The following is a 20,992-nucleotide window of genomic DNA, read 5'->3' on the forward strand; positions in this document are numbered from 1 at the left end:
TCTAACTTGCCATTCGGAATCAGTTAAACTAGAAGGAAAACACATTTGCAAGATGGTGTTTGATTAAACCTCTTAGTTACAACACTGATTCCTTTTTTTATGCTTTTCTTTTTAAACACCCTCTGAGCGAAGTCGAAGGAGTGAGTGATCAGTTGTCAGTTGTGAGTGACTCGGAATTAAAACTTATTGCTCCGATTGCTCCATAATGAGCTAAACGCTGAAGAGTGCGACGCAACGGATGTTTGATAGTAGTGCGAATGCTCAGTGCATCGTTTTTTTGTAAGTGGTGAGTGGTCAGTTGTGAGTGCTCTTGCTTTAAATAAAAAAGCTCAGGTATCACCAAGATGCCTGAGCTTTTTATTTTCTGTTGTTTTTTTTATTCCAAATTACGCTGGATGTCTCCTTCGTCGACAATACAAACGCAAGTAGCCAATATTGAAGTTTCACCTTTGACGTTTCACTAACTCACAACTGACCGCTCACCACTCACATCATTTGCTTTCCAACCTTACAATCGGCACTAACATTTCTTCTAATGAAATACCGCCGTGCTGGAATGTGTTTCGGTAATAGTTAACGTAGTAATTGTAATTATTCGGATAACACAGGAAAATATCTTCTTTTGCAAAAATGAAGGTAGAACTTACATTCGGCCTTGGAAGCCCTGCCAGGCGCGGATCACGGAAGGCCAGCACATCTTTTTCTTCGTACTGCAGATTGCGGCCGTGTTTGTATCGCAAATTGGTTGTGGTATGACGATCACCCACACATTTGCTCGGTGTTTTTACACGTTGCGTACCATGATCGGTGGTGATAATCACCTGAATGTTTTTCTCGGCAATTTTCTTCAACGCGCGGTACAACGGTGAATGTTCAAACCAGCTAACTGTCAGTGAACGGTAAGACACTTCATCGCCTGCCAGTTCTTTCAGCACTTCCATTTCGGTACGTGCATGTGAAAGCATATCCACAAAGTTGTAAACGATTACGGTCAGGTCATTCGACAAATAGTTATGGATATTATCCTCCAGACTTTTACCGTCATCATTGTTCGTGATTTTCAGGTACTGCCACTTGAGGTGATCCAATTTCAGGCGTTTCAATTGTGCATCAAGGAATGTTGCTTCATGCAGATTTTTACCGCCTTCTTCATCATCATTTTTCCATTCGTTCGGAAACTTCGCTTCAATATCTACCGGCATCATACCCGCGAACAGCGCGTTACGACTGTATTGCGTAGCGGTAGGCAAAATGCTGTAGAACAAATCCTCTTCTACCGTCTTGAATGATTCCTGAATAATTGGTTGAATAGATTTCCATTGATCGAAACGAAGATTATCAATGACTACCAAAAAAGTGGGTCTTCCTTTTTCCAGTTTTGGCGCTACTTTTTCTTTGATCAACTGATGCGAAAACAAAGGCGTTTCTCCTTTGCCTTGTGCCCAGTTGGCGTAATTTTTAGCAACGTATTTAAAGAACTCGGTATTGGCTTCGGCTTTCTGCGTCTGCAATACTTCCATCATACCATCGCTGTCACTTTTCGATATTTCGAGTTCCCAATAAACAAGCTTACGATACAGTTCTTTCCATTCTTCATAGTTCGGATTAGAGCTGAGCGCCATAAACAAATTGCGGAAGTCCTGCTGATATGCAATCGTAGTCTTCTCGGCTACGAGACGTTTGCCATCCATAATTTTTTTCAATGAAAGCAGCACCTGATTTGGATTTACCGGTTTGATCAGATAATCCGTTATCTGCGAACCGATCGCTTCTTCCATAATATTTTCCGCCTCGTTTTTGGTTACCATTACTACCGGCAGATTTGGCTGCATTTCTTTGATGCGCGCCAAGGTTTCCAATCCTGTGAGACCTGGCATACTTTCATCCAGCAGCACTACATCAATATCCTTTTCTTTCAGCAGTTCCAGTGCATCGTGTCCATTAGTGAGCGGAGTCACCGAATAGCCTTTATTTTTCAAAAAGATGATCTGTGATTTCAGTGAATCTATTTCATCATCTACCCATAAAATTTCTCCTTGTATCGTGCTCATAACTATACGGTAGCGTTTTAGTTTTTTGAATTACACAAATATGTAATGGTTTAAAATTACACATCTGCCAGCGTTTCGCCTATTGTTTAACGTAAAATTGGCAAGTCGCTCATTTGCAATAACGTTCTGTTTCGTTTTTTGTTGCGTTCGCCTTATACAGAAGTCAGGTTCTCTAACTCCTGTGCCAGTAGATATAAATAAAAAAAGCGGTCGGACGACTTGAAGTCGTCCGACCGCTTTGCTACTAATTGAGAAAGACTCGTGCCGGGAGTACTCCTCCTTTGGAGGAGCCAGAGGAGGCTATCTAATCAATGTCACGTCGCCTTTAAGTGTTTTTTGACTGCCGTCGGTCATCCCAATCAGCAAAATATAATAGTACGTATCTGATTCCTGTGGTTTCCCGTTGAATGTGCCATCCCAACCATCTGTATTTCCTACTGCGTAAAAAAGCTGTTGTCCCCAACGATTAAAAACCCGAAACTCCTGAATGCGGTTGTAACCTATATTGACCATTTTAAATTTATCATTGTTTCCATCGCCGTTCGGTGTAAACGCATTGGGCAAAAACATACTCTCAAACAAACTGACATGCACCTGTGCTGTAGCAGAACATCCATATTCATCAGTTCCCTTTACGGTATACGTCGTTGCATCATGAGGTGTAGCAACAGGTGTGACGGAAAACGGATCATCGAGCCACTGAACAGGACTCCAGACGTAAGTTTTAGCGCCGGAAACCGATAACTGTGCATGGTCGCCCGGAAAGATTGTGGTATCATTACTTACTTTAAGCGTTGGCGCAGGTTCATGAACCACCTTCATAGTATCGTAACCAGTGCAGCCACTGGCGCGGTCTGTAGCCATGAGCACAAAAGTAGTTGTCTGATCTACATGACCGGTTGTATTAGGAGAATGCGGCTGGCTTACAACTGCGGAAGGTAGCCAGGTATAATCGTAGTCGCCGGCGTAGGCCATGGTTGCATGCAGGTAAAAATCTCCATTACAAGTAGCGGTATCCTGTAGCGCAGGCGTTACCACAACTGGTTTCGCAACCAGAATCGGCAGATTGACGGTCGTATTATTGACCATGTAACTAATGAAGCACTGGTAAGGAAATATAGTGGTAGCCTGACTGGCAATTGCCGGATTAAAATACCAGGTGCCGTTGTCCTCAAAGACACCGCAACCCGTAAAAGACCCGCCACCAGGCATCCCCGTGATGGGATAATTTTTATTTTCCCAACAGTACTTCGTAGCAAACGGTGTACCGTCGCCATTAACGATATTCTGTGCATTGCTTTCCGCAACACTGATCAGCATAAAACTGATGATTACAAACAAACGCAACATTGCCATTTTCTTCTTTCAATAAGAGTGGGATGCAGCTCATTCAGCACTGCATCCCTTGAAACCGACTCTTATTTATTTTGTTTTATTATTTTTTCAACTTTGATGAATGTACCATTAGCATCTGTGAGACGCAGCAGATATACACCTTCCGCGAGTTCGTTGACAGAAATGCTTTGTACATTATTCTGTGTTTTAATCACTTTACCGGCAACGTCTGTGAGTGTTGCATTTACTTTCACCGGTGCGTAAATATTCACTACATCTTTTGCCGGATTCGGGAAGATGCTCACCTGTGCTGCAATTGGATTGATGTTATTCACACCAACGTTTGTTACCACATATGCTACTGAAGTATCAACACAGCCTTGCGGGCTTGTAACTGCCACTGAGTAATTACCATTTTGCGTTACAGTATAAGTGGCATTTGTTGCACCAGGAATCACACCATTGTTCAGTATCCACTGATAAGTTGCATAACTGCTTGCGGTACCGAGTACAAAACCATTTACCGTAATTACCGCCGGTGCTACCATGTACACATATACGCTCATGCTATCAGCCGCGCTGGTATCACAGAAGTTGGCCGCTTTTACCGTAATAAAACCACCAGATTGCGTAGCGGTAACAGTGATGCTGTTGCTGTCACTTGTACCAGTCCAGCCGTTTGGCAGTGTCCAGATATAAGCAGTTGCTGTAGGTTGTTTTGGTGTTGTAAGCGTTATGGTACTCAGCGGACAAATTGAATCAATACCTACAATGGTATCTGGTTTCTGCACTGGCGGACATTCAAACAATTTTACGAGGAATGCATCCTGGTTATTACCTGAAGGATTATTGGATTGTACAGGCTGAAAACCATTTGCCGTAGCCATACCTGTAACAGAGCTGGTTACGCCGGAAAAATACACTGTTCCTGCGCTGGCCAAACCCGCAATTGCTCTGCCCACATCTTCCATAGTGCCACCATAGTAAGTGCCCCATTGACGAACACCCTGATTATTGAATTTTGCGAGGAAGATATCATTACCGAGATTCGGGTTTCCTGTGAACGTATCACGCAGCACACCTGGTGTCGGGAACATACCCGTCTTACTTTTTGTCTGCCCTACTACATAAATATTTCCAATTCCATCAGCATAAACTCCATTTGCAGCATCTGCGCCTTCACCACCAACATATGTAGACCAGGTACGCGCGCCGTTTACATCAAACTGAGCAATGAAAGCATCACCGTTGCCTCGTTGTGTATCCTGGTATGCACCTGTTGTTGCCAGACCTGCAGACCAGTAAGTGCTTGTGCCTGCAGACGCAGAACTGGTAGAGCCAACCATGTTCACCAGACCGTTGCCATAGCTGACACCAGCTGCGGCATCGTTACCTAAACCACCAAAATAAGTACCCCAAACACGTGTTCCCGCTGATGTAAACTTGGCAAGGAACGCATCATTTCCGTAAGGCAAGGTACCTGCAAATGAAGTCTGAAATGCGTTAGCTGTTGCGATCCCCATCACGCTACGCGTAGTTCCTGACATATAAACGTTGCCCGAATCATCTATTGCGATTGCTCTGGAATCTTCATAATCGTTGCCACCATAGTAAGTACCCCACTGACGAACGCCTGCTGTATCAAATTTTGCGAGGAATGCATCGCTGGTGTTGAGTCCTGTAGAGAGTGTATCTTTAAAGCTACCGGGCGTACTCATATTGTTTGGGCTCGTAGTAGTACCGGAGAAATAAACGGTGCCACTGTCGGTCACTTTTACACAATAACCGTAGTCCGTACCAGTGCCGCCATAGTAGGTAGTCCATTTGAAATTTCCTGCGGTGTCAAACTTGGCAAGAAATGCATCTGTTCCGCCACCAAATGAAGACTGTGCACTGCTTGCCGTTACCGGAAAGCCAGAACCGCTGCCAGAAGTAGTATTACCGGCGAGATACACATTACCCCATTTGTCGCAGGTAATTGCATTTGCCTGATCACCATTTACACCACCAAAATAAGTACCCCAGATACGCGCACCGGCACTATTGAATTTTGCGAGAAACACATCATTGCCCGCTACATAAGTAGACAGGTAAGCACCTGCTGTAGCAATATTTGTTGTACTTGATGTATAGCCCGTCAGGTAAACGTTTCCCGCCGCGTCGGTCGCTACAGCGTATCCATTTTCAGGATTGTTGCCACCGTAATACGTTGCCCATTGCAGTATTGGATCAATGATCAACGTGCCCTCATACTTGTCTGTATTAAAACTTACTGTATTTCCTTTCACAGAAAAATTAGAAGCCACAGTTTTTGATTCACCATAACCGTTTGTTGTATAGCTATAAGGACTTTGTTCCGTTACATAACCCATTGGTGTGGTAACACGCAGACCGCCATCAGTCTGCTTTTGCAGATCGGAAGCACCGTTGTATGAAAGCTGAATATCGGAAACATTACCACCCGGATGCACCACAAAATCATACTCCATATGTCCATCTTTCAGGTACAATTGCCAGTCAATATTGTGATAAATATTTTTGTAGACGATCTTTTCGTAAGCAGCGATATCCATCGTTTTTCCTTTACTCACATAGCTTTCATGATATTGCTGCACGCCGCTGCGCTCCATCTTTGCATGTTTGTTTGCGCCGGCCAAAAGCATATCCATGCGATAGATGTTTGTTTTCTCGCCGTTCTTCACCGTCCACTGATAATGCAAGGCACCATTACTGATGAATACATTTACATTTTCGGCAGAAAGCTTAAACTGTACATCTTTTCTGTTTTTACCAGACTGATCTTTGATCTGACCTTTGTTTTCGATGAAGCCAAATGCTTCGCCAAATGTACCAGGCTGCAGGTTGGGTTTCATGATACCGGATGGAAAAGGAACATTACTGCTCGGGAATGGATTGCTTTCTTGCGCCAGCACATCATTTTGAGTAGAAAACATCCCGGAGAACAGTAATACCAGAGGAAAGTATTTGCTTCGGATCATCTTAAGGTTTTTTTAATGAACAATTAATCCAAAATTGATTATTTATTCTTCCGCATTTATCATCCAAAAGGTGCATATTAAAAATCATTATGTAAACTTCGCTTTCATTCAATATCTTTATTCGCGGTACACAAACCGATTATACTTTATATTTGTTTTAGGTCGAAAAGCTGCTTCCAGCCTATGTTTTCACGTAATCTACATATCCCCTGGCTGGCCAGATATTCCATAATCCTGCTTCCGCTATTGTTTTTGACGGACATTTTTTTGTACGGTCAGACTTCCTCAAACAAAGAGCAATTTTCTATTTCCTATGGTATTCCTGATTCATTACGCATCGATCATGAAATAGATTCGGCTAAAAAAATACTGGAGTATGCTCCCGACAGCGGCATTCAAATATTCAAATCAATACTTTCTGAAAGTCGCACCACAGGTTACGCCAAAGGGATCTATAATTCCTTTATTTCGTTAGGAAAAGGCTATGCAATGATCGGAAAGTACGGTGACGGCATTGGCTACTGGAAAGATGGCATTACATTTATTTACGCCACCGGAAAAGGAACAGATAAACTATCGAGCTTCTATGGCAACATCGGCGCCATTTACGGTATCAAAGGCGATTATGAAACGGCGCTGCAATATGTTTATAAAGCAATTGACCTTTCAAAAAATGATGAGCAGCTTATCATGGCATACAACAATGCGGCAAACATATTGCTACGTATGCCCAACATGCCCGCCACTAAACCGCTGCACTATTTAGAACTTGCGGCACAGAAAGCAAGAAAAGCAGGCAACAAACTTATACTGGCCAGCATCTTGACCAATATGGGCTCTGTGTACGTGCAGCAAGAAGACTGGACAAAAAGCAAAAGCTATTTTGATTCTGCACTCGCATTAGCAGAAGGTCCGGAAATGGCCGAATTGAAATACAGTACGCTTTTATCATTGGGAGAATTAAGTCTTTCGCAACACCAACCTAATGAAGCGCTGCCTTATTTCTACGAAGCGCAAAGCCTTACGGGGCAGCATGTCAATCCTTACTATACCGTTACCTGTGATCTGCGACTGGGTGAAGCTTATATTCAACTGAAAGATTACAACACGGCACAGCAATTTGCAAAACGTGCAGAAGAAAAGACACGCGAATTAGGTATCGTCAACAACAGAGTACAGGCGTTTGAAACACTTTCCCGTTTATACAAACAGATGGGTGCTCACGAAAAAGCACTGGTCTTCTACCAGGAATACACGCACCTAAAAGATTCTCTTTTTCGCCAAACAACCATCGACCGCGTAAACGAAATGGACATCCGGTATAATACGGCCCAGAAGGAAAAAGAAATCGCGGATAATCAGTTGCTCATTGCCAACCAGCAAAACAGACTGCGACTAAATAATGTATTGCTGATTGCAGGCAGCGGCGGTATTTTATTGCTGGTTATTATCCTGATTGTAGTGTCAAAAAATGCGAAACAAAAACAAAAAATTCTGATCAGCGATCATACGATTTCTAATCTCAAAGCGATGATGAAAGGGGAAGAAAAAGAACGCATTCGCATTGCGCGGGAATTGCACGATGGAATCGGCGGAATGCTGGCTGCCGTGAAAATCAATTTTAGTTCACTCACGCAGACCAATCCTTCACTGAGATCTGAAAAAGCAAAGCATATCGAAGAGATGTTGCAGTCTACGGCACAAGAAGTAAGAACAGTGGCGCACAATCTGATGCCGGATATTGTATTGCAATTTGGCTTGCAAAAATCGCTGGAAACATACTGCAATAATATTTCGGGCAGAAATCCGCATCCGGAAATTCACTTGCAGTTCTACGGAGATTTATCTTTGCTCGACAAATCGACGGAACTGATTTTATACCGCATTTGCCAGGAGCTTATTCAGAATGTTTTGAAACACGCTCAGGCTACGCGGATCGAAATCCAGATTATGGAGTATGAAGGAAAAATTAACCTGACAATTGAAGATAACGGTGTAGGATTTGACACGAATGAAGTAAATTATGGCATGGGATTGCAAAACCTGCAATTCAGGATGCAGGCGCTGCAAGGCTTTATTTCGGTAGCTTCCAGAAAAGGCGAAGGCACGTCGGTCCATATTGAGTTCGATGTTCTTCAAAGCAGCACGACTAACACACAATAAAAGAACAGGATCTTTTGAAAATAAAAATTGCCATAGCAGACGATCATCCAATGATTATCCAGGGCTTGCAGAATATGCTTTCCCGGTACGACCGTATGGAAATCGCTGGTACCTACAATGACGGTACGGAACTGATGAATGGTCTGGAAAAAATGACGCCTGATATTTTGCTGCTGGATATACAGATGCCCGGCAAAACGGGCAGCGAACTGGCGCCGCTGATCCTGGAAAAATTTCCTTCGATAAAAATCATTGTGCTCACCAATTTTGACAGCGGGCTGTATGCGCACAATATGCTGCAATCTGGCGTAAAGGGCTATTTACTGAAAACGGCAGATGAAAGCATGGTGGTAAAAGCCATTGAGCAAGTGTATGAAGGCGGATCGTTTGTGGAACCTTCGATTGCGGAAAAGCTGGAAATGCTGCAGCAAAAAACCAATCGGGTTTTTACCACCAAATCAATGCTCACGCAAAGGGAAAAACAAATCCTGCAGCTGATTGTAGACGGTCACACCGACGGCGAAATTGCATCCAAACTATATCTCAGTGCTTACACGGTAAAACACTATCGTATCAGTCTGCTTTTTAAACTGGATGTAAAAAATGCTGCGGCACTGGTGAAAAAAGCAATACAACTGGGTTTGGTTACTTAATTCAGTTTACTGTCACCCACCACTTGTCATGCGGAGCGGAGTTGAAGCATTGCCCCAACATTAAATAAGAGCAACTCACTATCCAGAACTGACAACTCACAAAACAACTTACAACGTAAAACTTATAACTAATTATTCAAATGCCACACACGAACATCATTATTCGCGATGCCGTAAAAGAAGATTGTCCACGCATGCTGGAGCTGGTAAAAGAACTAGCTGTTTATGAACGTGCACCGGATGAGGTAACAGTGAGCCTTGAACATTTTATCGAAAGCGGTTTCGGAGAAAATCCGGTGTGGTGGGCGCTGGTTGTAGAAAAAGAAGGCGTGATCATTGCCTTTGCACTTTACTACATCCGCTATTCTACCTGGAAAGGACAGCGTATGTATCTTGAAGACATTATCGTTACCGAAGAATGGCGTGGCCGTAAAATCGGCGGCCTGCTTATGGACGAACTTATCAAAAAAGCCAAAACGAAGGGCTTTGATGGCATACACTGGCAAGTACTCGATTGGAACGAACCCGCGATCGGTTTTTACAAAAAATATCAGGCACGTTTTGACAACGAATGGATCAATGTATCACTCGATGTTAGAAATCACTAAAGCCGCGCCTCATATAACCCGGACATTTGTATGTTTTCAGCTGAAAAGAAATATTAAACACAAAATACATATACTGATCCTTTGAGGAACTATTGCCGCGTTGTTTACCAGCCCTACCTAAAGGATCATTTGGGTTTATTTCCATAGAGCGGTCTTGCAGGATGTATGCAGGATTCGGATTCTGCGGATCATTCGGGAATTTATCGGCGCCAACATAAGTAGTGCTTACGTCATCCAGATAATCGGTAAGCGTAAGACGGTCTGCAATTTCAAAACCAAAGTTCAAACCCGGACGGATCCAGTATTTGAAACCCATACCAATCGGGAAACACATGCTGAACGTGCTGTATCGGCGTTCCGGGTGATCAGCAAATTGTCCTTCAGTACCGAGCGTACGCAGGTAATATTTCCGCCCGTCGTAATCGGTATACGGATTATAATAAAACACGCCGACGCCGCCCGTCAAATATGGAGTAAAACGGCTGTTATCTTCCCCCGTTGCAAAGCGAAAGAAGTTAAATTCTGTTTGTACGGATGCTTCAAAGATATCGGAACGGAAACTCAGGTTACGTTTCTGATTGAATGGATTGCTCGAATATTTATCGTCATAGCCCACTTTTGTATAGCTCAGATTACCACGTACCGAAATATAAGGGTTGAGGTGCAATCTTGCGAAAACACCTAATGCCGGTCTTACATAATCGAAGCCATAATGATCATTGATATCACCGAAATATTCTGAACCACCGAAGATAATCCCCCATTCTGAAGCCTTATAAAAGCTTTGCGCCTGGGCGCCGGTAAAAGAAACAATCAGCAAACTCAGCAATACGGCTATTTTCTTGCTCATAATCAAAACAGAAGCTATAACTACAAATGTAACTTTTTTATTGTGGCGTGAAAGCCATTTTAGCGCCTTTTAATTTCTCCGGTCAATGCCCCAATACAATTTCTGACGGATCGTCTTCAGGAAGTTATGCTCGTCAGGGCGCACCAGCGAAATTGTGAAATGCTCCTTCTTTACAGCAAGTTGCACCTGGCTGGTAATGCTTTCTGTCCGGGCATCCAGCGTACAAAGAAATTGTTCCGCACGGCCTTCTATCTCAAAAGAAATCACATTATCGTCCGGCACTACAATCGGACGAGTATTCAGATTGTGTGGCGCCACCGGTGTAATGACAAAGCTGGATGTCTGAGGAAATACAACCGGGCCGTTACAGCTCAGCGAATAACCTGTAGAACCGGTTGGTGTAGCTACAATCAGACCATCCGCCCAGTAGGTATTCAAAAACTCACCGTTCAGATAAGTGTGAATTTTAATCATTGAAGAAGAATCCTTGCGGTGCAGGGTAAATTCATTTAATGCAAAAGGAGCGTCGTCAAATAATGGAATACTGGAATCCAGATGAAGCAAGGTTCTTTTTTCCAATGTATAAGAACCGCGTACTAAAGATAAAATCGCGATATCTACCTCATCTTCCGGAATAGCTGCCAGAAATCCCAGACGACCCAGATTTACGCCAATCAGCGGGATATTGGTATCTCCCACAAAATATACGGTATCCAGTAAAGTACCGTCTCCACCCAGACTGAACAACATATCGGTGTGACGCGGAAGATCTTTTTTACCAGTGAAAAAACGAGGTGTCTCTTTTAAGGTAATATGCGGAGACAACCGTTCGTAAAACTCTTTATAGAAAACAAGCTGAATCTTGTGAAGTTCCAGCTTCTGCACAATGTGCTGCAGCGTGGGTATATCTTCTTCTACAAAAGTGCGGTTGTAAAGTGCTACCAACATGTTTTTAATTATAATTTATGATGGATGAGTTATGAGTCCTGAAAACCGACAACTCTTCACGCTGACCTTATCGTTTAATATTTGTGCAAACTTTAAAAATTACGGGAGGCGGGTTAAACCGTGCACACTCATAAATCATAACCCAAAACTCATAACTAATAGACTTATTCGCTGTTGAAATGTAAAAATAATCCATTTTGGCCCAAGTGATTCCAGGTATATTCCAAACGGATCTTAAAATCGTAAGCGGTTATGATGTCCACACCAACCCCGCCGCTGTAGAGCAAACGATCATTCAAAAAACTGTTGCCCGGATACCGATTAGTCACATAACCAATGTCGGCAAATATTTTGGGATAAATGCGCAAGGGAATGCCCGGCAGATATCGCACGGATACTTTCCGGAATACTCTGTTCAGCAGTTCGCGTTTCAGATCTATACGCACCAGGCCATATTGCGAACCGTCTACCACATAATATTCGTAACCGCGCACATAATCTGATTTCGTCCCCAACGCCTGACGGAATGAATAAGGCTGATCTTCCGGCAAGGTGAGTCTTCCTCTGAAAATATAAGACAGAAACCATTTGGGCGCAGGATTTTGAAAATAGCCCGCTTCCATAGTTGTATACGCCTGAAAGCGCGCCCCTTCCAGCCCAATACGCGCTGAAGTATAAGAAACCAACTTATATCCGTGCAGCGAATAGTTCCAATTGTCTACTTTATTTATGTCGAAACGGTACGAAAGTTCTATCATGCGCAGATACCGGCTGCCATTTTCGTAGTAATCGGGATTAAGCCGCACAACAGTATCTGCTACTTCATAATCCCGGTATGCAAGCTGAAAAAGATGCCGTGTGGCATAACCAGGACGAATTGTGTAGAAAACTGCTGCATCAAACTGGCGGTTGATATATTGATCATGGTCTTTTACAAACAAAAGCTTGTTGCTATCGGTGACGTAAGACATTTCCTGACTTTTGGCCAGACTTACAGAAAACCCGAAACCTTGTTTCTGCGCTTTGTCGAAATAAGGCCTGGAATAATCGATTGAAAATTTTTGTGTGTAGCCCAACTGCACCGTTCCGCCCAGCGATTCCATATTACCCCTGAAATTGCGATCCTTTAAAGTGAGCCCGATATTGGCGCGATGGAGATCACGGTTTTGTTCGGTCCACCAGACGTTGAAATTTCGATCAGCCAGCTGAAAGGAAACTTCCGGCCAGATGTACCAGCGTTCTTTTACCATAATCAGCAGATTGACCGTCGATGAATCAACCGGTATAAACTTAAGATTTACTTCTGTGAAAAGCGTGGTGTTGTATAACCGGTCTCTATTGAGGGTTTTGAGATAAGGCAACGAATCAGAGCCGATGATATCACCTTCTTTAAAACTTAATTCGCGCAGCAAAATCTGCCTGCGTGTTCGCGCGGTTCCTTCTACCGCAATTTTATTAACAACAACCTTTCGGGCAAGTATGATCGTGTCGTTTTTGGGCAGTACACTGCGCTCCATCTGTCCAAAAGCAAGATGGGTAAAAATGCACAACAAGAAAACACTCAGTAAGAAAGGCCTCATATTTTCGGCCCGCAAGATACATTTATTGTTGATTGAAGATTTTTGGAAGAACGACTGTGAAAAATTGGAAAGGTTCTTAAAATCTTGAGAAACGTCTAAACACAATTGACCTCCATTCAAAATACCCCAAAAAAGGGCATCCCATATTCTGAGATGCCCTCGTGTTAAACTATATAAACCTAAAAACCCTTCTCCGTTTTTAATCAAAAAAGATTCTATTTACTTATTTTGTAAATAGCAGTATGATTGTCTGCGGTAGTGACACGAAGTATGTATATACCAGAAGGCAATTGTTCCAAACCGTTGATTGTATAGATGCCAGCACCTTTTGCTAAAGAGATTTTTGCAATGACCAGTGTAGTACCATTTACGCCGATTATTTCCATCTTACCTGCTACGTCTGTACTGCTATTAATTTCAACACTCAGCATACTATTAAAAGGAATAGGAGCTACGCCATTAATTGACATTTCTGATACTGTACCCGCATCTGCTGTTTTACCATTTAGTTTTACCACGTTGCTGTAAGACACCTTCTGGTCATTGTCTATTATTTTGAGGCGATAATAGGCAGTGCCGACTGCATCATACACAAACGAATATTTATGTGTCAATGCTGCATCTGTATTCATATTTACGCTGCCTGCCAAAATAAAATCACCACCATCATTACTATATTCTACTTCAAAATGGTTAACGTCCTTTTCTTCCGCTGTCACCCAGCTAAGATTATCGGTATTGTTGTTTCTGCTACCAGTAAAGCTCACCAGTTTCAACGGCAGTGGCGCCACTAGATTTACCTGTGCAGATGCCGGACAATTGTACGTATTATTGGCAACGATGGTGTACATGCCATCATCAATATTTTTGTTATAATGCGGATTCACAAATGAGCTATTGGTAGCACCAGAAATATTTACGCCATTCTTTTGCCATTGCAATGCAGTCGCAAGACCGTCAATGTTGCCGATGAGTGTGAGGGCTGGTGGTGCATCTGTTTTTACACTAATGGAACTAACGACTGGTGCGGGATTTACAGTAACGGTATACGTAGTTGGCGTACCGCTTACAACCTGATTGCCGGTTGGCGTTTTGTAGGTCATAACCGGTGTCATTGTGTACGTAACAATACCCGGAGTAGTCAACGTATTGGTGAGCGTATTACTGATAGCAGCAGCAGGAGTAGCATTATTAGCGAGACCAGTTACTGTACCGGAAGTAAGAACCGAAGTCCAGGTATATTGTGTGCCGGTTACATCTGATGTTGGCACGCCGGTAGGTGTAGTATTGCCACAAATTGTGGTGGAGCTGCTTGATGCTACAGGAATACGGTAAGTGGTAACCCTTGATGTATCATCTGTCGAATAAGCGTCAAGATATCCTGCAGGCGCTTTGGCTATAGCGGTGTTGTTTAATGAGTCATCGCTATTACTACTAAAATTGGCAGTACCCGTAAATGTAAGTGTAGCATAGCTATTGGCTTTCAATGTAAGTGTACCATTGTAGTTACCACCCGAGTAGCTACCTGAAGCAAGTGCATTACCTGCAGTTACCGGAGTGAAAGTTGGATTGCCGGACGGTGTAAAATTAGCTGGCAACAATTCAGTAAAATTCACGCCTGAGATATCCGTCATGTCATCGTTATAAACATTCACACTGTAAGTCATGGCGCCACCTGGCAATACAGAGGCATTACCTGTTTTTACTACACGAATCTGCGCTGGCGATGAAACCTGAATGTTGCGGATTTCATGTACAGAAGCAAACTGACCTGTAGACGCTGCAAAACCTATTTTGAGTGTAGACGGTGGTGGTGAGTTTAGTATGTAAGGCTGTATCACCTGTACCATTGGCCCGTTGAGCGATTCCTGTATATATACTGATATCTGGTATTTCCCCAATACCGAGTTGTATAAAAATGCGACACGTGCCTTACGAAAATAAGCGCTTTGTGGTGGACGAACGGTAGCGGTTCCATAATCAAACCATTTAGTGTTTAATGCTGTATTGGTCAATGGTACGCCCGTAAGGTATGGCGTGCTGTCTGCGCTTCGGCCACGTATTACTACCGAGTGCGTGGTTCGGCCCGGCGCTGGATCTGTTGCAAATACCTGACTGGAAAAATTACCCCATTCATCTAGGCCAACCGCTGCATAACCGCCGGAAAGAGGCGCAGCACTGTTAAAATTTCCTGCATAACCAAGCCCACCACCAAAGCTGCCGAGTGTAAATGTGCCAGGGCCGTAAGAACCATCAAACAGAAATACAGAAATCCCGTCAGCTGGGGTGCTACTTATTTTACCCCAGGATTCAAATTCAAATTCTGCCACGAATCCTGTATTGGATGGGAATGCCTGGTTAATATATCCATACCCATTCTGATTCTGATACGCATTGGTAAGACGTAAATATCCGGCACCAACAGCATCGATGCCAGAATCGGCAGTGAGTCTTGCATTGCCACCTATTATAAAATTGCTATTGCTGGGCGTGCTACCCATACACGTTTCACCTACTGAAGTCTGGCTCATGGCCCTTCCGCTAAGCAGTGCAACAGCAGCTATTAAAAATGCTCCCTTAATTATATTTTTCATTTTCCTTCAATTAAGACTTACCCACAAAATTCCGCCAGATACATAATTCGAAAGAGGCCAAACAGGCGTAATAACAATCCAAAAAGACACACTACTCATTACCGCTAAGGCATAATATTGTTTAGGATGCAAACAGAAAAGCATCTGGCAGAATCACCAGATGCTTTTCATTACTTAAGTTGTCTTTGACGCTTGCTATTTTTTGTGCAGCACCACAAACTCTACCCTTCTGTTTTGTTGCCTTCCAGCTTCTGTGCTGTTAGATGCAATTGGATGTTTCGCTCCCATTCCCCAGGTATAAAATCTGCTTTCGTCTACTTTGTTCTGAACAAGTAATGCTTTTGCACTATCTGCGCGTCTCTGAGAAAGCGAAAGATTTACATCCGCATTCCCGACTGTGTCTGTATGCCCACAAACCAAGATCTCTACGTCGCGATATTTATTCAATTCAGTTGCAAAATGCTGAAATGCCGGATATATATCTTGCTTAATTGTCGCAGAGCCAAAATCAAACAATACACTGTTCGGAAACACCACCTTTACGGTGTCTTTTGCAAGTGTTACGTCCGCCTCATGTACATTTTTTTTAATATCCGAATATGCTTTCGTCATATAATTGGTATGCTTACAGGAAAACAAAAAAGATGTTGCAAGGAAAAGAGTTACATAATTTAGTTTCATTTTTAACGTATTATGAAGATGAAAAAATATTTCATGAGGATACAATTTTTATCCCCAATCGGACTGCAAAGCTCTCGCAAACTACATTTTCGCGGCAGTTCAATGAGACATAATAAAGCTCCATTAAGACATTTTTCAACAACCTAAATCGGATTTCACTCAAAAACCTGACCCACATTGTTCCTATTCTTTGAGTTTTGAATTTTGATTTTTTATTTTGATCATCAAACTATAACCATGTACCGAAAAATCCTTTTAGCGCTATCTATAGTTGCAATAGTTTTTAATTCCTGTAAACATGAAGTGAAAACGGAGGTAACTCCGGCTGACGGCAATTACCCGCCGGAGGTTTCAAAAATCATTATGAATAAATGTGCTACTGCAGGTTGCCATAATGCTGCCAGTTATCAGAATGCAGGCAATTTATTGCTGGACACCTGGGAGCATCTCTTCAATGGTGGCTCCAGTGGCGCAGCGGTGGTGGCTTATAGCACAGAAAACAGTCCGCTGCTTTACTTTATTAATTCCAATCAAAACGGCAACAGCGATATTGCCAATCAGCCAACAATGCCGTATAATGGCGCTCCACTTTCTGCTGCTGAATATACTACTATCAAAAACTGGATTGCAAATGGAGCACCGGACAAAAACGGAAATATTCCTTTTGCCGGCAATCCCGACACAAGGCAAAAAATGTATCTCGCCTGTCAGGGCGCAAAAGCTTGCCGACTCGTGGCAGTAATCGATGCCGAGAAAAAAGTAGTGATGCGCTATATCAAAATCGGCGAAGCGAATGTGGAGGAAACAGCGCATAATATACGCGTATCACCCGATGGCCGGTATGCATACGTTTGCTTTTTCGGAGGAACGGTTATACAAAAAATTGACACCCGTATCGATTCTATTGTTGGAACTGCCCACCTTGACACCATCGGACAGTGGAGTGTAATTAATATAGCCGCCGACGGAAAATCATTAATGGTCAGCAACTGGGTCGGCGGCAACAGCGGCTCACTTACGATCGTACATACGGAAACGATGACTGCAGATCGGCCGCTCGGAGGGTTCACCTATCCGCATGGCGTTGCCGCCAATCCTACGTTCGACACTTTTTATGTGCCGGCGCAATATGGCAACGTTGTTTATAAATTCAATAGTGATGGTACTTATTTCAAACAAATCGCGATAGACGGCAAACAAGTCAATTTTTCGACCAGTCCCGGCGCTACACCCAATCCCCATGATATCATGATGCTGCCTGATCACTCCAAATACTTCCTGACTTGTGAAAACACAAATGAAGTACGGGTGATGGATGCCTATGCAGATACCGTGATTAAAGTCTTTCAGGTCGGCACTTTTCCGCAGGAGCTGGCTGTCTCAAAATCCAAACCTTACATGTTTGTTACCTGCCAGGAAGATCAGTCTTCATATCCGTTGTCAAAAGGTTCGATTTATGTGTTCGACTATCAGCAACTCAGTTTCGTAAAACGGATTGATGCTTCGTTTTATCAGCCGCACGGCATCGGCATCGATGATAAGAACAATACCTTTTATGTGGCCAGCCGCAATTTTGATCATAACGGTCCGGCTCCGCATCACAGCTCCGTATGTGGCGCCCAAAACGGATGGTACCAGATTTTTGATCTTAATACGTTTGAACCCGTGAGCGGCCGCAGGTATGAAGTAACACCAGATCCGTATTCTTTCGACCCAAGGTTTAAACCTTAAAAAATGTATGATGTCTGATTATTGGTTGCCTGGAATGGTAGCGTTCCCCAAAACAGGCCATTAGTGATCAGAATCAGCGGTTTCTAATAGCTTTCTAATGCTCCTTTCGGTGAAAAAAACGTTAACTTTATAAGAACTAACGAATAATCATGTATCGCAAGATCTTTGTATTAGCATCCATAGCCGCTATCATGTTCTATGCCTGTAAGCATGAGGTAAAAACCGAAGTAACTCCTACCGACGGCGGTTATCCTCCGGAGGTTTCGGCCATTATCATGAATAAATGCGCCACTGCAGGTTGCCATAATCCGGCGAGCTACCAGAATGCCGGTGGTCTGCTGCTGGATACATGGGATCATATGTTTAACGGCGGCTCAAATGGTGCAGCTGTTGTCGCGTATGCTCCAGATCTTAGTCCGCTGATGTACTTTGTCAATACGACTAACAATAACAACAGCGATCTGATTAATCAGCCGACGATGCCGTATAATACGACACCGCTTTCTACCTCGGAATATAATACACTTAAGAACTGGATTGCCAATGGTGCGCCGGATAAAAACGGAAATGTTCCTTTCGGCAGTAATCCCGAAACCCGGCAAAAAATGTATCTCGCTTGTCAGGGCGCAGGTCCTTGCCGTTTGGTGGCAGTAATTGATGCAGATAAAAAAGTGGTGATGCGCTACATCAAAATCGGTGAGCCGGGCGTATCGGAAGTGGCACACAATATCCGTGTATCACCTGACGGCCGTTATGCATACGTTGGCTTTATCGGCGGTCGCTATGTAGAAAAAATTGATACACGCACTGATTCTATCGTGGCAACAGCAGACCTTGGTGTTACCAAACAGTGGAGCGTAATTAATGTTGCTGCAGACGGAAAATCATTAATGATCAGCGACTGGGAGGGTTCTGGCTCTTTAGCCATCGTTCATACCGATGCGATGACTACTGATCCTTTACTCAACGGTTTCTCATGGCCGCACGGCATTGCCAGCAATCCTACATTTGATACTTTCTATGTACCATCGCAATACGGAAATACGTTGTATAAATTCACGCAGGACGGTACTTATTTCAAAACGATCTCTATAGATGGCAAGCCATTGACCGTTTCTACAATCAAGGATGTAACCCCTGATCCGCATGATATCCTCATGCTGCCAGATCAATCTAAATACTTCCTTACTTGTGAAAATACCAATGAGGTTCGCGTTTTTGATGCGCACGCCGATACGCTGATCAAAGTAATGCCAGTAGGCATTTTCCCGCAAGAACTGGCAATTTCCCGAACGAAACCTTATATCTTAGTCAGCTGTCAGGAAGATACTTCTATGTATCCGCTTTCAAGAGGTTCCGTTTATGTGTTCGATTATACAACGCTATCTTTCGTGAAACGCATTGACGAATCTTTCTTCCAGCCACATGGCGTGGGCGTGGATGATATCAACAATACCTTCTATGTTGTAAGCCGCAACTTCGATCCAAACGGACCTGCGCCGCACCATAGTTCTGAATGCGGCAATAAAAACGGCTGGTACCAGGTTTTTGACCTGACTACGCTTACGCCATTAAGCGGCCGTCGTTATGAAGTAACGCCAGATCCATACTTTATTGATCCGAGGTTTAAACCGTAACAAGCAAAAAGCTCAAAGCCCAAGGCTTAAAGCTGTGTAAAACTACAGAGCTTTAAGCCTTGGGCTTTTCTACAATCCTTATCCAAGTGCTTTTTAGCGTTATGCCTTAAGCTTTCCGCTTTAAATTAAAAAAGTTTCAGCTTCGCTAATCGTTCTATTTCTTTATTGATAATGCTGTCCAGCGCTTTCAGTTTGCCTTCTTTATTTCTATAAATCAGGCGGTGGTCTAGTACGGAATGACTGATGTCTTTCAGATCATCTTCTATCACAAACGTGCGGCCTTTTACGAGTGCATAGGCGCGTAAACATTTCAGAAACGAAATACCGCTACGAGTAGAAGCGCCCAGCGAAATATCCTGATGTTCACGTGTTGCTCTTACAATATTGCTCACACCACGAATGATCTCTTCATGCAGAAAAACGTTTGACGCAGCATCCTGTAAATTGAGAATATCCTGCATACTGAGGATTTGCTCGAGATTAGTCAGGTTATTGGCGATATTGGCATATTCACGATAGATATCAAGTTCCGTAGTTTCATCTACATACCCGAAATAGATTTTCATATAGAAACGATCCAGCTGCGCAGCGGGCAACGGATATGTACCTTCCATTTCTATCGGGTTTTGCGTGGCAATGGTAAAGAATAATTTCTCCAGCTTCAGCGTAGTATCACCGACAGTAATCTGATTTTCCGCCATTGACTCCAGCAACGCACTCTGCACTTTAGGCGAAGCACGGTTGATTTCATCAGCCAGCAAAATATTGCAGAACAACGGCCCGTGTTTAAATACAAACTCCTTATTTCGGTCATCGAAAATATGCGTACCGATCAGGTCCATCGGAAGCAGGTCTGGCGTAAACTGTACGCGCTTAAACACTACATGCTCGCCCGCCATTCGTCCGCTGATACATTGCGCAATGGTACGTGCCAATACGGTTTTACCAGTACCGGGATTGTCTTCCATAAGAATGTGTCCACCGGCCAAAAGGCAGGTCACCACTCTTTCTATTTGCCCGCGTTTACCACGAATTACCTTTTCAATCTGGGCAATCAATTGTTGAATAGCTTCGGTACTATTAATCGTCTTAACGTCTGATGCAGATTCCATTAGCGATAGCTTTATACAATTTTACTGATTTATGCCCGTCAAACAGCAAC

14 protein-coding genes are annotated in these 20,992 nt (G+C 43.3%); 5 read left to right on the forward strand and 9 right to left on the reverse strand.

Features of this window, described 5'->3' with window-relative positions; genetic code table 11:
* Window positions 1-491: 491 nt before the first annotated feature.
* The 3 genes from porX to DN068_RS14105 all read right to left on the reverse strand — a co-directional run bounded on the left by porX (window position 492) and on the right by DN068_RS14105 (window position 6,385).
* On the reverse strand, window positions 492-2,051 hold the full coding sequence (gene porX, locus DN068_RS14095; RefSeq protein WP_110999579.1) for a T9SS response regulator signal transducer PorX: 1,560 nt from the start codon (window positions 2,049-2,051) through the stop codon (window positions 492-494).
* Between the two features lie 300 nt (window positions 2,052-2,351).
* The gene (locus DN068_RS14100; protein WP_110999580.1) at window positions 2,352-3,407 is read right to left on the reverse strand and encodes a gliding motility-associated C-terminal domain-containing protein; all 1,056 of its coding nucleotides are present in this window, start codon (window positions 3,405-3,407) and stop codon (window positions 2,352-2,354) included.
* A gap of 62 nt (window positions 3,408-3,469) precedes the next feature.
* Window positions 3,470-6,385 carry a DUF7948 domain-containing protein gene (locus DN068_RS14105; protein ID WP_110999581.1) on the reverse strand — a complete coding sequence of 972 codons (2,916 nt, stop codon included), beginning with the start codon at window positions 6,383-6,385 and terminating at the stop codon, window positions 3,470-3,472.
* A gap of 183 nt (window positions 6,386-6,568) precedes the next feature.
* Here DN068_RS14105 and DN068_RS14110 point away from each other — a divergent pair, with 183 nt between their 5' ends.
* The 3 genes from DN068_RS14110 (at window position 6,569) to DN068_RS14120 (ending at window position 9,809) form a co-directional block, all read left to right on the forward strand.
* Window positions 6,569-8,548, forward strand: coding sequence for a tetratricopeptide repeat-containing sensor histidine kinase (locus DN068_RS14110; RefSeq protein ID WP_110999582.1), 1,980 nt, complete (start codon window positions 6,569-6,571; stop codon window positions 8,546-8,548).
* 14 nt (window positions 8,549-8,562) lie between these two features.
* Entirely contained in the window at window positions 8,563-9,201 is a 639-nt protein-coding gene (locus DN068_RS14115) for a response regulator (protein WP_123985352.1), read from the forward strand.
* Window positions 9,202-9,341: 140 nt separating this feature from the next.
* Window positions 9,342-9,809, forward strand: coding sequence for a GNAT family N-acetyltransferase (locus DN068_RS14120; RefSeq protein WP_110999584.1), 468 nt, complete (start codon window positions 9,342-9,344; stop codon window positions 9,807-9,809).
* Here the strand turns inward: DN068_RS14120 and porG are convergent.
* The 5 genes from porG to DN068_RS14145 all read right to left on the reverse strand — a co-directional run bounded on the left by porG (window position 9,796) and on the right by DN068_RS14145 (window position 16,462).
* Window positions 9,796-10,659 (reverse strand): type IX secretion system protein PorG, encoded by an 864-nt coding sequence (gene porG, locus DN068_RS14125; protein ID WP_110999585.1) that lies wholly within the window; start codon window positions 10,657-10,659, stop codon window positions 9,796-9,798. The genes DN068_RS14120 and porG overlap by 14 nt on opposite strands.
* 69 nt (window positions 10,660-10,728) lie before the next feature.
* Entirely contained in the window at window positions 10,729-11,607 is an 879-nt protein-coding gene (locus DN068_RS14130; RefSeq protein WP_110999586.1) for an NAD kinase, read from the reverse strand.
* Window positions 11,608-11,771: 164 nt separating this feature from the next.
* On the reverse strand, window positions 11,772-13,187 hold the full coding sequence (locus DN068_RS14135; RefSeq protein WP_123985353.1) for a POTRA domain-containing protein: 1,416 nt from the start codon (window positions 13,185-13,187) through the stop codon (window positions 11,772-11,774).
* 215 nt (window positions 13,188-13,402) lie between these two features.
* A complete protein-coding gene (locus DN068_RS14140) occupies window positions 13,403-15,781 on the reverse strand; it encodes a PKD-like domain-containing protein (protein ID WP_110999588.1) in 2,379 nt (792 codons plus the stop codon).
* A 195-nt stretch (window positions 15,782-15,976) separates the two neighbouring features.
* Window positions 15,977-16,462, reverse strand: coding sequence for an OmpA family protein (locus tag DN068_RS14145; protein WP_110999589.1), 486 nt, complete (start codon window positions 16,460-16,462; stop codon window positions 15,977-15,979).
* Between the two features lie 237 nt (window positions 16,463-16,699).
* Between DN068_RS14145 and DN068_RS14150 the strand changes: the two genes are divergently transcribed.
* A complete protein-coding gene (locus tag DN068_RS14150) occupies window positions 16,700-18,193 on the forward strand; it encodes a c-type cytochrome domain-containing protein (protein ID WP_110999590.1) in 1,494 nt (497 codons plus the stop codon).
* A gap of 149 nt (window positions 18,194-18,342) precedes the next feature.
* Entirely contained in the window at window positions 18,343-19,830 is a 1,488-nt protein-coding gene (locus DN068_RS14155; protein ID WP_110999591.1) for a c-type cytochrome domain-containing protein, read from the forward strand.
* Between the two features lie 125 nt (window positions 19,831-19,955).
* On the opposite strand, the gene DN068_RS14160 is transcribed toward DN068_RS14155, so the two are convergent.
* The gene (locus tag DN068_RS14160) at window positions 19,956-20,942 is read right to left on the reverse strand and encodes an AAA family ATPase (RefSeq protein WP_110999592.1); all 987 of its coding nucleotides are present in this window, start codon (window positions 20,940-20,942) and stop codon (window positions 19,956-19,958) included.
* Between the last annotated feature and the right edge of the window lie 50 nt (window positions 20,943-20,992).

This window comes from Taibaiella soli (genome assembly GCF_003236175.1).
Classification (GTDB): domain Bacteria; phylum Bacteroidota; class Bacteroidia; order Chitinophagales; family Chitinophagaceae; genus QKTW01.

Excerpts from the sequence above, each read along its gene's own strand:
- DN068_RS14160 (WP_110999592.1), bottom strand. The coding sequence starts at position 20,942 with ATGGAATCTGCATCAGACGTTAAGACGATTAATAGTACCGAAGCTATT.
- DN068_RS14155 (WP_110999591.1), top strand. The coding sequence starts at position 18,343 with ATGTATCGCAAGATCTTTGTATTAGCATCCATAGCCGCTATCATGTTC.
- DN068_RS14135 (WP_123985353.1), bottom strand. The coding sequence starts at position 13,187 with ATGAGGCCTTTCTTACTGAGTGTTTTCTTGTTGTGCATTTTTACCCAT.
- DN068_RS14140 (WP_110999588.1), bottom strand. The coding sequence starts at position 15,781 with ATGAAAAATATAATTAAGGGAGCATTTTTAATAGCTGCTGTTGCACTG.
- porG (WP_110999585.1), bottom strand. The coding sequence starts at position 10,659 with ATGAGCAAGAAAATAGCCGTATTGCTGAGTTTGCTGATTGTTTCTTTT.
- DN068_RS14145 (WP_110999589.1), bottom strand. The coding sequence starts at position 16,462 with ATGAAACTAAATTATGTAACTCTTTTCCTTGCAACATCTTTTTTGTTT.
- DN068_RS14120 (WP_110999584.1), top strand. The coding sequence starts at position 9,342 with ATGCCACACACGAACATCATTATTCGCGATGCCGTAAAAGAAGATTGT.
- DN068_RS14100 (WP_110999580.1), bottom strand. The coding sequence starts at position 3,407 with ATGGCAATGTTGCGTTTGTTTGTAATCATCAGTTTTATGCTGATCAGT.
- DN068_RS14110 (WP_110999582.1), top strand. The coding sequence starts at position 6,569 with ATGTTTTCACGTAATCTACATATCCCCTGGCTGGCCAGATATTCCATA.
- porX (WP_110999579.1), bottom strand. The coding sequence starts at position 2,051 with ATGAGCACGATACAAGGAGAAATTTTATGGGTAGATGATGAAATAGAT.
- DN068_RS14105 (WP_110999581.1), bottom strand. The coding sequence starts at position 6,385 with ATGATCCGAAGCAAATACTTTCCTCTGGTATTACTGTTCTCCGGGATG.
- DN068_RS14150 (WP_110999590.1), top strand. The coding sequence starts at position 16,700 with ATGTACCGAAAAATCCTTTTAGCGCTATCTATAGTTGCAATAGTTTTT.
- DN068_RS14130 (WP_110999586.1), bottom strand. The coding sequence starts at position 11,607 with ATGTTGGTAGCACTTTACAACCGCACTTTTGTAGAAGAAGATATACCC.